The 14,386-nt window shown below is 64.8% G+C and carries 10 protein-coding genes and 1 pseudogene; 3 read left to right on the forward strand and 8 right to left on the reverse strand.

What is annotated here, in order from left to right:
- Positions 1-34: 34 nt before the first annotated feature.
- The 3 genes from ACTWPB_RS07890 to ACTWPB_RS07900 all read left to right on the forward strand — a co-directional run bounded on the left by ACTWPB_RS07890 (position 35) and on the right by ACTWPB_RS07900 (position 3,907).
- Positions 35-1,597, forward strand: a complete 1,563-nt coding sequence (locus ACTWPB_RS07890) for a relaxase/mobilization nuclease domain-containing protein (RefSeq protein ID WP_446225023.1) — start codon at positions 35-37, stop codon at positions 1,595-1,597.
- On the forward strand, positions 1,594-3,297 hold the full coding sequence (locus ACTWPB_RS07895) for a hypothetical protein (RefSeq protein WP_446225024.1): 1,704 nt from the start codon (positions 1,594-1,596) through the stop codon (positions 3,295-3,297). The genes ACTWPB_RS07890 and ACTWPB_RS07895 overlap by 4 nt, the downstream gene beginning before the upstream one ends.
- A 142-nt stretch (positions 3,298-3,439) precedes the next feature.
- A complete protein-coding gene (locus ACTWPB_RS07900; RefSeq protein WP_446225025.1) occupies positions 3,440-3,907 on the forward strand; it encodes a hypothetical protein in 468 nt (155 codons plus the stop codon).
- A 247-nt stretch (positions 3,908-4,154) separates the two neighbouring features.
- Here ACTWPB_RS07900 and ACTWPB_RS07905 read toward each other — a convergent pair whose 3' ends face one another.
- The 8 genes and pseudogenes from ACTWPB_RS07905 to ACTWPB_RS07940 all read right to left on the reverse strand — a co-directional run bounded on the left by ACTWPB_RS07905 (position 4,155) and on the right by ACTWPB_RS07940 (position 14,344).
- The gene (locus ACTWPB_RS07905; RefSeq protein WP_446225026.1) at positions 4,155-5,288 is read right to left on the reverse strand and encodes an IS701 family transposase; all 1,134 of its coding nucleotides are present in this window, start codon (positions 5,286-5,288) and stop codon (positions 4,155-4,157) included.
- 151 nt (positions 5,289-5,439) lie between these two features.
- Positions 5,440-6,078, reverse strand: a pseudogene (locus tag ACTWPB_RS07910) (NAD(P)/FAD-dependent oxidoreductase); the annotation flags it as partial.
- Entirely contained in the window at positions 5,985-6,218 is a 234-nt protein-coding gene (locus ACTWPB_RS07915) for a phosphopantetheine-binding protein (RefSeq protein WP_446225027.1), read from the reverse strand. The pseudogene ACTWPB_RS07910 and the gene ACTWPB_RS07915, both read right to left, overlap by 94 nt.
- A gap of 51 nt (positions 6,219-6,269) precedes the next feature.
- Positions 6,270-7,898 carry a (2,3-dihydroxybenzoyl)adenylate synthase gene (locus ACTWPB_RS07920; RefSeq protein ID WP_446225028.1) on the reverse strand — a complete coding sequence of 543 codons (1,629 nt, stop codon included), beginning with the start codon at positions 7,896-7,898 and terminating at the stop codon, positions 6,270-6,272.
- Positions 7,899-8,078: 180 nt separating this feature from the next.
- Positions 8,079-10,145 carry a PhoX family protein gene (locus ACTWPB_RS07925; protein ID WP_446225029.1) on the reverse strand — a complete coding sequence of 689 codons (2,067 nt, stop codon included), beginning with the start codon at positions 10,143-10,145 and terminating at the stop codon, positions 8,079-8,081.
- Positions 10,142-12,028: an ABC transporter ATP-binding protein gene (locus ACTWPB_RS07930; protein ID WP_446225030.1), complete on the reverse strand. Its 1,887-nt coding sequence runs from the start codon at positions 12,026-12,028 to the stop codon at positions 10,142-10,144. Before ACTWPB_RS07930 ends, ACTWPB_RS07925 begins: the two co-directional genes overlap by 4 nt.
- A complete protein-coding gene (locus ACTWPB_RS07935) occupies positions 12,025-13,659 on the reverse strand; it encodes an ABC transporter transmembrane domain-containing protein (RefSeq protein ID WP_446225031.1) in 1,635 nt (544 codons plus the stop codon). Before ACTWPB_RS07935 ends, ACTWPB_RS07930 begins: the two co-directional genes overlap by 4 nt.
- Before the next feature lies 1 nt (position 13,660).
- Positions 13,661-14,344 carry an isochorismatase family protein gene (locus ACTWPB_RS07940; protein WP_446225032.1) on the reverse strand — a complete coding sequence of 228 codons (684 nt, stop codon included), beginning with the start codon at positions 14,342-14,344 and terminating at the stop codon, positions 13,661-13,663.
- Between the last annotated feature and the right edge of the window lie 42 nt (positions 14,345-14,386).

The following is a 14,386-nucleotide window of genomic DNA, read 5'->3' on the forward strand; positions in this document are numbered from 1 at the left end:
CCGGGGGTGGTACGGGCAACGGCTTGTCCGATATTTGTTCTCGCCAGGTAAGTACAACGAGCACACCAACCCCCGGGTGATCGCGGCGTGGCAGTCCGACCCCGACGCCTTCCAACCGGTGTGGGTCGGGCCCGACGACTGTGACTTCGCGCCGGGCGAGATCGGCAAGCTCGCCAACCTGGTCACCGCGGTCTCGGATGCGATCGGGCTGCCCACCGAACAGCCCGAGCCCGGCCAGCCGGGCTACACCAAGCACGGCTACATCTGGCATCTGCCCGTCGCTATCGGTGTCGAAGACGGCGAACTCGACCAACAGACCTGGCGCCGTATCGCCGAGGACATGCTGCACGAGACCGGCATCGCCAAGATGGGCGACGCCGGGGCGTGCCGGTGGATCGCGGTGCACCACGGAAAATCCGTCGACGGCAACGACCACATCCATATCGCGGCCGTGATGGTCAGAGCTGACACCGGCAAACGGTTCTATCCCGACAACGACTGGAAAGCCGTGCGCCGAGTCGCCCGTCGCTGGGAACAGGCGCTCGGGTTGCGGCTGACCGCCATCAACGATCCGTTGGCGGTACCGACACCGACGCGCGGCGAACAGGAGAAGGCACAGCGTCGTCAGGCCGCCGGCGACGAGGGCATGCTGCGCTCGACACCAGGTGCCGCCGCGCGGACCCAGTTGCGCCAGATGATCACCGAGTCCGCCGCTGTTGCGACCACCACCGATGAGTTCGTCTCCCGGCTCCGCGACGCGGGCGTGCTCATCGACCTCAAGTACGACGACACCGGGCAGATCAAAGGATGGGCCGTCGCGGCGCCCGGCGACGTGTCGGCCAAGACCGGCGAGCCGATCTACTTCGCACCCAGCCGACACCTCGGTGCGGACATGTCCTGGCCACGGCTCACCGCCCGCTGGACGACCCCATCCACACCCGCCGGCGCCGCAGAAACCGCGGCAATCACAGAGACGGCCCGCGACGCGCACACGGTGCTGGCCGACAGCGCCGAACGCGTGCAGGCGGTCACTACTGCCCTGCGCGGCGGGCGATCCGATATCTCGACGGTGGCCCGCGAGTTGCACGACGTCATCGGCAGTTGGGCCTCCATCGCCGATGGTGCCGCACGCCAGGGCCCGCTCTCGCAGGCGATGTGGGCCTTCGACCATGCGGCGCGCAACCGATACGGGTTGACTGCGGTCCCCGCCGGGCGACTCGCCGCCGAACTCCGTGCGATCTCGCGCGGTCTCGCGGCGGTTCGGATGCTGTCCGGGCGTGGTCTGCAACGAGACCCGAGTGTGCAGCTCGGCCTCGCAGTCGCCGACCTCATGCTCGAGATCGCGGCATGGCATCAACAGAACCGGCGCATCACCGCCGCCCGCAGTGCCCGCCAAGCCGCAGACCTCGTCCGCGCCCACGGAGAAGCCATCGGCACCGTCCCCGGTCAACTCCCACCGCAGCGCGTACCGGCGAGCACATCCACCGCACCACGGCCCCGCCCCGCTGCTCGACCGGGCGCCCACCCCGAACATCCCGCAGTACGCGGGGTCCGCGAATCACCGCACCACCCAACAAGGAAGGAACATCAACGATGAACCAGCCGGTCATTGAACCGCCCGTGATGGGCATCCCCCGCGAGGACACCATGCGTATCGCCTTGGCGGCGCGCACGCTGTCAGGAGTACTCCGCCAACTGCGTGAGCGGCGGGGCCGCTCCGCGTGGGACGACGCCGAGAACGTCGCGCGCAAGAACGCGATCATCGATCGCCACGCGGTCACCAAGTTCAGTCATGCCGACACCGACGAATGGAACACCGCAGAAGGGGCCGGCCTCGTTCGCGCCGAACGTCACCCCGACACCGGAATGACCATCCGGGTAGCCCCGCTCTCGCACGGGCGGTTCGGAGTCCAGGCCGGATGGACCGACAATCACACCGAGGCCGTGTTCGGATCCGAAGAACTCGCCGACCGCGTCATCGACTGGCTGCGCAACAACGGCTCGGCCGAAGCGGTCGACGATCTGCGGCGCAACGCCGACGAACTACACGCCACCTCCCGGCCTCGCCGGTACCAGACCCTGCGAGATGTCGAGCTGGGCCAGGCGCGCACGTGGGCCAAGGAACACGAACCGGACTGGTACCGCTGGTGGGAGCAGAGTTATGCCGCTGCCGACACTATCGACGGGCGACGCCTCGATGAGAACGAGATCATCGGCAAATGGGTCGACGCCACCGGCGGCAGGACAGACACAGCCGTGGGAGTCGCACGGCGCTGGCTCAAGCAGCACGACCCCGAATCGGCACATAACTGGGAGACCGAGTACGAGAACTGCGATACCCGCGACGGCCGATGCAGCCTCGAGGATGAACTAGTTCGACGATGGCGCTCCCAATCGGGTACGGGCCGCAGGCGCGGTGCCGACAGCGGCACCGCGGCGACCGAGTCCGGTGAACAAGACAACGATCCGCACAACCAGCGCACCCCGACCCCGCTGGCGGACCGACTGCGTGGCCGTGTGCCCGACCGGATTCTCGACGACCCACGCTGGCACGTCGCCGAGGACCAGTACATCGTGCTCACCGCGCAGGGCGCCGATCCGCAGATGCTGATCGAGTCGGTCGCCGCCATCGACTTCGACAGCGGACAGATCCGTGCTCCCAGCGGATACGCCGCGTGGACGATGCGGGAAGCCGCGAAGAAGGGTGACACCTCCAACACGCAGGTTCGCAGCGAGGACGACGCCCGCCGCTCGGTCGCTGAAGAATGGCTCACCACCGCCGACCCCGAGTCTCCGTTCGATCGAGCACGCGCTGCCCAACTGGTCGGCGAGATCAACGACGAATTCGATGCCCGACTGGCACGCAAGTATCCAGGCATCCTCGACGGCGACGCCGACCGGTCGAGGGCACAGGCCGATCAGAACGAACCAACCTCCACCGGCGATCACGCGCAGGCCCACACGGAAGCAACTGGGATGTACGCACCCGATACGCACGGAGGCACGCTGTTCGTCGTCGACGGGGACGGCATCGCCACCACTGTCTCGTTTGTCGAGGCACCAGAATCTCGGCAGGACGGCTTGCTCGCGGAAACGGCCGACCACCGCACTCGTACGGTGATCGACGACAGCGCGATCGTTGGCGAACAAGGCGAAACGCTGCCCGCGGTGTCCGCCGCCCAAGCTCCGCTGACGCCGCCAGAGCAGGCGAAGGCCAACAACATAGCCCATCGACGGACTCCGCCACCGGCCAAGCCCGCGTCGACATCCACCCGTCACCGGCGTCGGACGCACTGAGGAGTTCGGCATCGGGTGGTCATTCGATCCGGCAATGACCGTTCGGTGCCGCTTTTCTGGTGTCGCCGCGACTCCGAACTAGTCGAACAACCGGTCCTGAAGTCCCTCGATGTCGCGCTCCCACCGGCTAGCGTTGCTGGCCATGAGTGCCGGTAGCCAGCGGCGGGCCCGTGCCCGAATGGACGGGATGGCGGCAGGGCGAGTACGCGATGCGGCCCGCTCGTATCCGGACTCGGCGTCCGCACGAACCGGGTTCGCAAGGCGCGCAGTGGGTGCGCTGTATCCGGTTGTCCCGGAATGGATCATGTGGCTGGCCGAGTCCAATCAAGCTCTGGCCGGGTGGATCTATCAGCCGTACTACCCGCCTCGCGATGCCTGCGGTCAAATGCTGCCAGGTTGGGCAGCCGAGACGTTCTGGACCCAGGAACGAATGTTTCGGGCGGAGAACGAAGCACGGAAGGTAGTGCGGGCTCGCAGATTCCACGGTCGATCGGTGGCGTTCGCACACGCACCGGCGCTCGACGACGACGAAATGTTCTTCGCCGCGGTGGGTACCCGCACCGACTTCGGTGGGCACTGGTACTCTCGCGATCCTGCGCCGGGATCGTAGTCGTCTTATTCACTACGGCCGTATACCCAGTGCCTGGGGATACGGCCACAGGTTGATGATCTATCAGCCTAATACTGCAACGACACTCAGGTGAGTGAGTGGCCTCGTCGCCTGTAGTGCGACAAGCGGGCTTGGTGTTGGCGGCGGCGCCGCCAACACGACCACGACCAGACATGGGCGGGGTCGTGGCCGCGGGGTAGAACCAGGGCCGTCAGCAGGCGGCGGATCTCGGGTAAAGTGAGCGCGATCATGTCCTCGCCTGGATCGACGAGTCCCCTTTTGCCGCAATCGCTTTCGTCGCGGCCAGCCAGGCCAGAGTCAGCATAGACAAGGTGATGTGGGCATACCAGGCGCGGTAGCTGCGGACTTGGTAGTGGTCGAGCCCGGTCTCGCCTTTGGCCTGCTGGAATGCTTCCTCGATATGCCAGCGTGACCCAGCCGTGAAGGCCAGATCGACCAGCCGGGACCGGGCCGGTCCGTAGCACAGGTAGTAGGCGATCTGTGAGGGGTCGCTGATCGATCGCCGCGCCAACACCCAGTGCCCGCGTCCGCGGGCCCAGGTCCCCTCGATCTGACGGCGAGCCCAGTCATAGATGCGGGGCCCGTGCGCACCGGCGCCGACCGAGAGCCGCTGCCACGAACGGGCGTCCACCTCGCCGACGAGTTCATCGACCCGGGCGAGACGGTTGGCGCGAGTAGAAACGCGCTGGTCACATCGGGTAGCCAGCACGTAGGACACGTCGCGGGACTCACACCAAGCCCGCAGGTAACCGGCCTGACCGTAGGCCTCATCAGCGGTGAACCACGCGAACGGCACCCGTGCGGCCAGGGCCCTTTCCAGCATCGCGATCGCCTGCCGCGGCTTCGTCGCGAACTCGACCTCGTCGCCGATCCCCGCTGCCCGGCAACGGTCACGATCGGCCGTCCACGACTCGGGCACGTAGAGTTCCCGGTCGATCAAAGCATGCCCACGCGAGGACGAATACGCCAAGAACACTCCGATCTGGCAGTTCTCCGTCCGACCGGCCGTGCCCGAATACTGTCGCTGCACCCCCGCTGACCTGGTTCCCTTCTTCAGAAAGCCGGTCTCGTCAGCAGCCAGGACCGCGTCGGGATCACCGAGATGATCCACGACATAGGCCCGCACATCATCACGAACCCCGTCGACATCCCAGTCCGCCCGCCGCAGCAGCCGCTGCATACCTTGCGGACCGGTGTCGCCGGCATGTTCGGCCAGAGTCCAACCGTTCTTCCTTTCCAAACCCGCTACCAGCCCCGATACGTATTCCCGCGCCCGAGCCCGAGGCTCGGAGCGGGTGAACCGGGATCCGATCCTCGCTATCAACGAATCCAACTCGGCCACAGCATGTTCCAGCACCACACCACAGATCTACCAGCAACGACTCACCTGAGTGTCGTTGCAGTATTAGCCGGTCGCCCCCGTTGAAGTATCCGAAGAGCGCTATGTTCTGAAAGTGCTCGGAGTACTTCCGTTCGCCTCCGGTTGCCTGCCACAGACGGCTTCGATTCCCGGAGGCATCGACCACATACGTGGCCGATACCGTGTGCTGCGTGCCGTCCTTGTCGCGGTACGTGACGCCACGAACGACGCCGCCCTCGTCGAGAACGCCGGTTGTTTCGCATTCCTCTCGAACGTCCACGCCGTGCCGGGCGGCGTTCCTGAGCAGGATCTCATCGAACTTCGCGCGCTCGACCTGATAGGCGTTCGAGGTCGGGCCCGAGAACTCCGGAGAAATGGAGAACAGGAAGTTCCATGGCACCGGATTTGTGCCCCATCGGAAGCTTCCTCCACGTTTGTTCGTGAAGCCGGCGTCGGCGATCTCCTGCTCCACTCCGAGGAGTTTGCAGACGCCGTGCACGGTAGCCGGCAGGAGAGACTCGCCGATCTGATACCGGGGAAATTTCTCTTTTTCCAGCAGGATTACTCGCCTTCCGCGACGCGCCAGCAGGGTGGCTGCTGTCGAGCCGCCGGGGCCCCGCCCACTACGACGACGTCGACCTGTTCTTCGTGTGTTGCCATTTCTGTGTACCCCTCCACCTGGAATCAGTCTGTTGTTTAATGTCCGACGATCGCGGCAATCCACGCGCCGAGTGTCGGAGTCCCCGCGAGCTTCACGAAGTCTGCATTCTCGGATCCTTCCGCTCGCCATTTCTCGACCAGTTGCATCAAGCGGATCGAATCAAGGCCGGCGTCCACGAGGTTCGTGTCGTCGGATATTTCTTCGGGTGTGACACCGAGCGTGAATGCTACATCCGTTATCACTTGTTCGCGGGAAATAACTGCAGGCATGAGGAACCCCTGGTTTTGTGGTGGCTGAAATTTGTGATGGTTGCGTTTCTCTTAGCCGCGCAACGCATTTCGAAGCGCGGCTCTGCTGTCTTTGCCGACGCTCGTCTTGGGGAAGTCTCTGACTATTCGAACTTCATCGGGCAGTTTCCAGTCGGCCAGTCCGCTCTGCCGTATAAAGGATCGCAACTCCCGAACGGAGGGTTCGTCCGGCCCGGCCGGCACGATGAAGACGCAGGTGCGCTCGCCGAGAGTGTCATCTGGCAGGCCTACGGCGATGGCATCGGCGACAGCCGGGTGCTGGAGCAGCTGACGTTCGAGTTCGGCAGGGGAGACCTTCTCGCCTCCGCGGTTGATGACGTCGCTGGTGCGACCGTGGACGGTGAGGTCCCCCGCCAGGCTGACACTGACGATATCGCCAGTGCGGTACCAGCCGTCGGCGGTGAAGGAACGACGATTGGCTTCGGGATTGCGGAAGTAGCCGCGGACCGTGTACGGGCCCCTGGTCACAAGGTGGCCGGGGGTCCCCGGATTGACAGGGACGCCCAGGTCGTCCACGACACGCAACTCATCGAGGGGAGACATCGGTCTGCCTTGGGTTTCGAGCACGATGTCGTCTGGTCCGTCCAGAGCCGTGTAGCAGACGAGGCCCTCAGCCATCCCGAATACCTGCTGAATGCGCACTCCGAGCGCGCTGCGGATCCGAGTGGCGAGCTCGGCCGAGCATCGCGCGCCGCCGACTTGGATTACGGCGAGAGCGCCATCGACCCGTCCAGTTCGCTCCGCAGTATCGGCCCACAGCCGAGCCAGCGGCGGCACCAGCGCAGTTGTGGTCGCTCCGGTGCGGCTGGCGAATGGCAGCGCGCCATTGGGTGATGGATCGGCGGTCAGCGCGACGGTGCCGCCTGCCCACAGGGTCCCAAGGACACCGGGCGAGCTCAATGTGAAGTTGTGCGCTGCAGGCAGCACGGCCAGATAGACACTCGACGGCCCGAGACGGCAGACTTCGGCGCTGCGCCGGACGCTGTAGAGGTAGTCGTTATGGGTGCGAGGGATCAGTTTGGGAGTTCCTGTGCTGCCACCGGAGAGCATGAGCAGGGCGACGGCATCGGCATTCGGTTCGTGGTGGAAAGACTTCGGTGTCCGACGGAGGTCAAACAGGTCGGTCTGCGCTGAGGCAGCGTGGGCTCCGGCCTGACCTACGGTGATCACATGTTGAACCGTCGGCACCTCGCGACGGATTCTGTGGGCGAGGGTCTGCGAGGCGTATCCGGCGGTGTCGTGGGGAACGATGATTGCGACCGCTTCACTGGCTTCGGACAGCGCGGCGAGTTCGGTGTACCTGTGTGCCGGAAGAGCCATGACCGGCACAACGCCGAGCCGGAAGAGCGCAAACAACACCTCAACAAATTCGACGGTGTTGGGCAGCTGAAACACGACACGGTCGCCGGGAAGGAGGCCGAGCGCGTCCAGACCCGCCGCCAGTGAGGACGCGGAGGCGTCGAGTGCACCGTAGGTGATGTCACGAACCGGGTCGCGAGCAGCCAGGCGATCTGAGTGTTCGGCGGCGCGCATGCTCAGCATCCGCCCGAATGTGAGGTCGGCCCAGCAGCCGGTCGAACGATAGCGCTCGGCTGTTTCCTCGGGCCACGGGACGTGGTCGGTCGCCGCTTCGTTGGTCATGTTTCCCCCATGAATTACCGCCGATCGAAGTGTGAGGCGAGACCGTCTCGACACTGGGGCAGCGTTGAAGATTGTTCTTGATAAATAGACGAGTTGTCAACGGCCACAGTAGATTTGGAAGTTCTCTATCCCGGGCCGTTTGGTACATTTCAGGGCGTGCGGTTTCCATTCTGCCGCACCTCAGGTCCCGATTCGGCCTCCTCCCTTCTTCCAGATCGAGGCGACCGAAGGGCGCGGCTGGGCGTTTCCGCCGTCGGGCCAATGCGACCGCGGATTCTCCACGGTGGCCTCATCGAACTCGCCCGGATGTTGCACACAAATGATGACGCGTTGTTCGGTCACGATGGGCCCGCAGGTCTCGGCACCGGGAGGCACAGTCAAGAACTGTTTGGTCTCACCACGATTCGGTCCCTCCAAAACCACGGAGAACAAGCCGTCATTGGATTTAAGGGCGTTACCATCGGTGGCGATCCACAGGTTGCCGTACGGGTCGAACGCCAAGTTGTCCGGACACGAGATCGGGCTGACGCTGGACTTGTCGAATCCGCCGTAGTAGGTGTCAGCGGCCGCTGGATCGCCGCAGACCAACAGTAGCGTCCAGGTGAACTTTGTGCCGGTGTGCTGGTCGTCGATTTCGAGGACCTGGCCGTTCTTGTTCAACGTGCGCGGATTGGCCGCGTTCACACCGGGTTTGCCGTCGGCGCCGCGGGCCGGGTTGTTGGTCAGCGCGACATAGATTTTGCCAGTGTGCGGGTGGGGTTCGATGTCCTCGGGACGGTCCATCTTGGTGGCACCAACCTTGTCCGCGGCCACGCGAGTGAAGACCGCCACTTCGGCTGCTGACATGCCCTCGACGAACGACCTGCCCGTGCCGTCGGGGAACGACTCCAGCAGGGGAATCCACCGGCCCGTACCGGTGTAGCCGCGCTCGGGCGGTGCAACGCCGTCCCCCCCGCTGGGATGGTCACCAGTGAGTTCGGCGACATAGAGGGTGCCTTCGTCGAGGATAGTCATGTTCTTGCGACGGCTCGCGGCGGTGCTCCCCGCCTCGATTCTGCGTCCGGAGACGAATTTGTAGATGTAGTCGAACATCTGGTCGTCGCCGGTGTAGGCAACGACATCGCCGGCCGGTGTGACGTAGACGTTGGCGCCCTCATGTTTGATGCGACCCATTGCCGAGTGCTTGACGGGCGTCGAGGTGGAATCCCAGGGATCGATCTCGACGACATAGCCGAATCGATTGGCCTCGTTGGGTTCCTGTGCCAGGTCGAAGCGTTCTGCTGTGCGTTCCCAGCCATAGGAGGTGGTCGTACCGTGAGGTAAGCCGTAGCGTTTGGCGCGCTTTCTGCTGGTGAGATCGCTGAGCTTATCGCTGTTCGCGAAGTACCCGTTGAAGTTCTCCTCGCCGGAAAGCACTGTTCCCCAGGGTGTTACACCACCCGAGCAATTGGCGAAGGTTCCCAGCACCGTTGTGCCGGTCGGGTCGGCAGAAGTCGTGGTGTACTCGCTGGCCGCAGCGGGCCCGATCAGTGCGAACTCGGTATCGGCGGTGATTCGACGGTTGTACTTACCGAACACCGGAGTCAATCGTCCGGAGTCGGCCTCGCCGGTCACCTCAACGACAGAGAGGCCGTGCGCGGCCTTGGTGATGGCGATCTGCTCATCGGTGATGGCGTGGATGTCGTAGCCGCGGAACATGTTCGGGCCGGTGGTGTACTCGTGGTTGACCACGAGCAGATAGGAGTGTGGCTGTCCCTCGATCGGTAACAGGGCGGCGAAATCGCAGTTGTAACCGAACTGGCGGGCCTGCGCGGCGGCGCTCTGGTTCTCGAAGTCGAAAACTGGCGCGTCGTCGAAAAGAGGATCACCCCAACGAATAACGACTGCTTGCTCATAGCCTGTGGGGATGACGATCGCGTCCTCAGAATTTGGCGCCACCGGTGGGAAGCGGGTGCATGTTCCGTCGCCGACCGGGCTCGTAACCGCCTCACCCCCACCGTCGCTACACACCGCGCCCGTCGTCCCTGCCGCGACGGCGAGCAAAGCCGCACCAGCTCGGAGAAGCCCGCGGCGGTTCAGCGAACGCACCGTTTCGCCGAAGTAGGCGTTGGCGGAGGTGTTTGGCGGCGAATGGAAGCATGCGTTGGCGCACCTGTATTCACATGTCAAGGCCTTACGCGAGCTCTGGCCGGGATGGTGCACGACCAGCGGGAGCCCGTGTGGGCCCGAGTCGAAGGTAAAGCTCACTGGGCGCCCTCCTCAGTCTGGCCCCGGACCGGCTGACTACGTCCGGCTGACCACGCGCTCCACAACTGGGCGTACTCACCGCGCGCGGCGATCAGCTGGTCGTGGGTGCCTTGCTCAATGATCCGACCGTTTCGCATGAGAATCACTTCGTCGGCACGGGCGGCTTGGTCGAGGCGATGGGCGATTACGACCGCGGTGCGGCCGTCGGCAATCCGCAACGCGGCCGACTCCAGCTCCGCCGCGCCGGACGAGCCGGCTTCCGCGGTCGCCTCGTCGAGTACGACGACGGCGGGGTCGACCAGTGCCACGCGCGCCAAGGCCACCTGCTGGGCCTGGACTGGGGTAAGCACCGTGCCCTGTACCCCGACTGTGGTGTCCAAGCCCGCTTCGAGTTCCGCCACCCAATCCTCGGCACCGGCCGCACGCAGCGCACGGTCAAGGTCTGCGTCGGTGGCCCCCGGGCGGGCCAGCATCAGGTCTTCGCGCAGAGTGCCGGAGAAGACATGCACGTCCTGGGTGACCATGCAGATCAGCCGTGCTCGAACTGTGGGATCGAGATCTGTGATGTCGGTACTGCCCAAGCGAACGTCTCCCGATGCGGGCGGACGCAGACCGGCAAGGACCGCGGCAAGCGTCGACTTCCCGGCACCTGAAACGCCCACGACCGCCAGTGTTCGGCCGGACGCGACCTCGAGGCTCACATCGGCGAGCACCTCACGATCCCCGTAGGAGAAACTGATGTTCGTGGCGCGAAGATGGCCGTGTGTCGGGCAGGGTTCGGACTGCCGACGTCGCTCCGGTGCGCTCGATGTCGGTACCTGGGCGGTCTCGACGATCACCCCGATCATCCGGCGCAGCGACGCCGACGCCGACGAGATCGGATCTACAACCAGAAGGAGCTGCCCGATCGGACCAAACATCCGAAGGAAATACAGTGTCGCCGCAGTAACGGCCCCGACCGACACCGCACCATCGCGCACAAGGTGAAACCCGATCACGAGCAGTAGCGTCATCCCGAGCCACTCGGCGAAGTTGACCCGTCCGAAAAGCCGGTTGTTGATGATCCTGATCGAGATGGACAGCCGGACCACAGCCCATGAGTGATTGCCGATCCGAGCCCGCCGGTCGGGCTGAAGCGCGAACACGCGCACTGACGACAAACCGCGCAACGAGGCCAGCAACTCGGCTGCCCGCCGGCCCCGCCGGCGGCGCTCCTCAAGATACTGCGCAGGCGCCGAGCGCCGATATCTGTGCAGCGCGAACGCATAGACCGGCAGCAGCGCCAGCCCAACGAGGGCGAATCGCCAATCTAAGGCGGCCATGCCGATGAGAGTGACAGCCACGGCGAACCCGGCGCCTGTGACCGCAGGAAGCACCTCGGATACAGTTTGGGTCAGCATTGTGACGTCATCGGTTGTCCTGGCGATGAGATCACCGGCCCCGACCCGTTCGAGCCGGGCTAGTGGCAGATGCATGCCGCTGTCGATGACACGTTCGCGCAACCGCGCGATGACGCGGTCCACGGCCCCCGCCATCAGAATGAAACCGCACGACGTGAGCAGTGCAGAAGCTGCAGTGGCCGCGACCATGAGTCCGCCCGCCCACCATACTGCGGTGGCACCGGTCCATACGATGAGCCGTTCACCGTTGCTGACCAGATCGACGATCGAGCCCATTAGGCGTGGTGTCACCAGCGCGGCCGTCGCACCACCGATCAGCAGGATCACCGCGAGGACGATCCGCAGCAGATGTGGCCGGGCTGCATCGAGGGCGACAGCGCGCACCTCGCGCCCAGACGCAACCGTCAGCTGTGTTTGGGAGGTCTCGGTCGTGTCGGCTATCGTCTGCGACACTTGAGAGGTTTCGGTCACGGCGATGCTCACGAGCTCACCCCCTCGGCCGCAGCGTGCCATGCAGGAGAACCGGTGAACACGAGTGTTGTGCGGCCCGCGCGAAGCTTCGCCACACGGGTGACGACGACAGCTTCGGTGACCGAGTCGACTGCTGTGGTGGGGTCGTCGAGGACCAGGACATCTGGATCTGCGTACAAGGCTCGAGCCAGTGCCACACGCTGACGTTGCCCGCCGGACAGCGCCGTTCCGGCGTCACCCACCTGGGCATTGAGCCCATTGTCTGCGACAAGGTCATCGAGCCCTGCAGCCAGCAGCGCAGCGTCGGCGCTGATTCTCCCCGCGGATCGGGCTCCCAATTCGACGTTGTCCAGGACGCTCCCTTCGAAAAGGTCGCCTGCGTGCGGGGCCACCAGAACGGACTGTCGCAGCTGCTCGGGTGCCATGTCGCGCACGTCGGTATCGCCGACCCTCGCGATCCCTCGGGCGCAAGCAACACTCAACGCCAGCGCCGACGTCGCGGCAGCGACTTGACTTGAGGGTCGCTCCAGTACGGTCAGTGTCCCTAGCCGCACCTCGATGTCGGCGTCCGCGAGCCGCAGCACCAGCGGGCCCATCACATATGGGCGGTCACCCTGACCCTCGAGGAGCGTGGGTGCCTGCAACACCGACAGGACACGAGATGCTGATGCCTTGCCAGACGCCCACATCACGCTCGCGAGTTTGGCGATGGACTTCATTGGCTCGGTGATCAACTGGGCGAGGCCGACAACGGTGATCAGCTCGCCGATGTCGATGCTGCCGTGCACCGCTTGTAGGCCTGCGAAGACTGCGATCCCGGCGACGAAGGCGCCCGCGAAAGCAGTCAATGTACCCGATAACGCTGCGGTGGCGCTGTTGGCGTGCAGGGTTGCCTCGAGTGCCCGTTCCGAGCGGGCCCGGTATCGGTCGACGGCCGTGTCCTCGGCGCCCATGCCCTTGATCACACGTACCCCGTGCATCAGATCCGCTGCCGTGCCGGCCGCGAGCGCGGCCGCGCGCTGCTGGCGCCCAACCCGCGCCGAGAGTGGACCTCCGACCCGGTCCGAAATAATGACCACCGCGAATGCCCCGGCCAGTGTTGCCATGCCCAGCGGCGAAGAGATCGTGAGCAGCACCGCGGCGGCGAAACAGATCCCCACCAAATTGCCGATGGGGTAGATCAGCACCCCTTTCGTTCTGGCCACGGTATGTGTATCGCTTGAGGAAATCGCGAGAAGCTCCCCCGGGAGTCGGCGCTTGCCGCCCAGCCCGTTCGGATCCAGTGCGCGGTCACAGATCCGCATGCGAAGGGCATGGTCGACAAAGTTCATCGCGATCCAACCGAGCCGGGAGGCGTAGCGGAAACTGAACGACAGGCCGGCGAAGACGACGGCGAGGACGGCGATCCATTCCATCAACGCACCGCCGTTGCCGGCGGTCACACCGCGGTCAATAGCGATACCGACCACCACCGGTACCAGCATCACCCCGACCTGATGCGTCGCGGACAATGTGACCGCGGGAAGCATGTACTGGGGGTGTGACACCATCGTTCTCCACAGCAGCTGCTGCGGAGTTGTCGACGCATCGACCTTGGGGACGCCGATGACGGAGTTCTCTCGGCTTTGGTTCTGTTCGTTCATATCAGCGGACGAACGCCCCGGCATCGCCGAGACGAGTCGCCGTGTTCGAATCGGCGATCAGCTGGTCGAGCAGCGCTGCCGTGGACAGGACGGCACCGCAGCGGCGCGCGGTGTAGTTCAGTGCCATCAGGTGTTCGTCGCGCGTGAAATCGGCTGTGGCGTCGAGGACCATGAAAGGGCGAATGTCGCTCATGAAGGCTTCAGCAGTGCTGAGCATGCAGCCCATGTGAGCGTAGACGCCGGTGACCACAAGCTGGTCGCGGTTGTAGAAGGCGAGCAGGTCGCGGAGGTCGGTGCGTTGGAAGGCGGAGTAACGCCACTTGGTCACCTGAATGTCTCGGGTGGAGGGGGCCAGTTCGGGGACCACTTCGGTGTCGAGTCCGACGGTCATGCCGGTGCCCCAGAAGTCGGCGAGGATGCCTCGACGGGAGGGGTGCTGGTTGCCGGGTTGCATCGTGTAGATAACGGGGATGCCCAGCTCTTGGCAGCGCTGTCGGAGCGCGGCGAGGTTGAACAGCACGGTTCGTATCGGATCCGCGGTGCTGTCGTAGGCAGAGATGAAGTAGCGCTGCATGTCGTGGATGAGGAGCGCACAGCGGCCCGGGTCGATTCTCCATGGGACTTGGTTGGCGACAACCTCGTTGGCGGTAGGCAGTTTGTAGGGGGCGATTGGGGGAATTGGCATGGTGTGCCTTCCGGATGAGGGTGAGGTCGATGGCGTCGGCGG

This window comes from Nocardia sp. IBHARD005 (genome assembly GCF_052814245.1).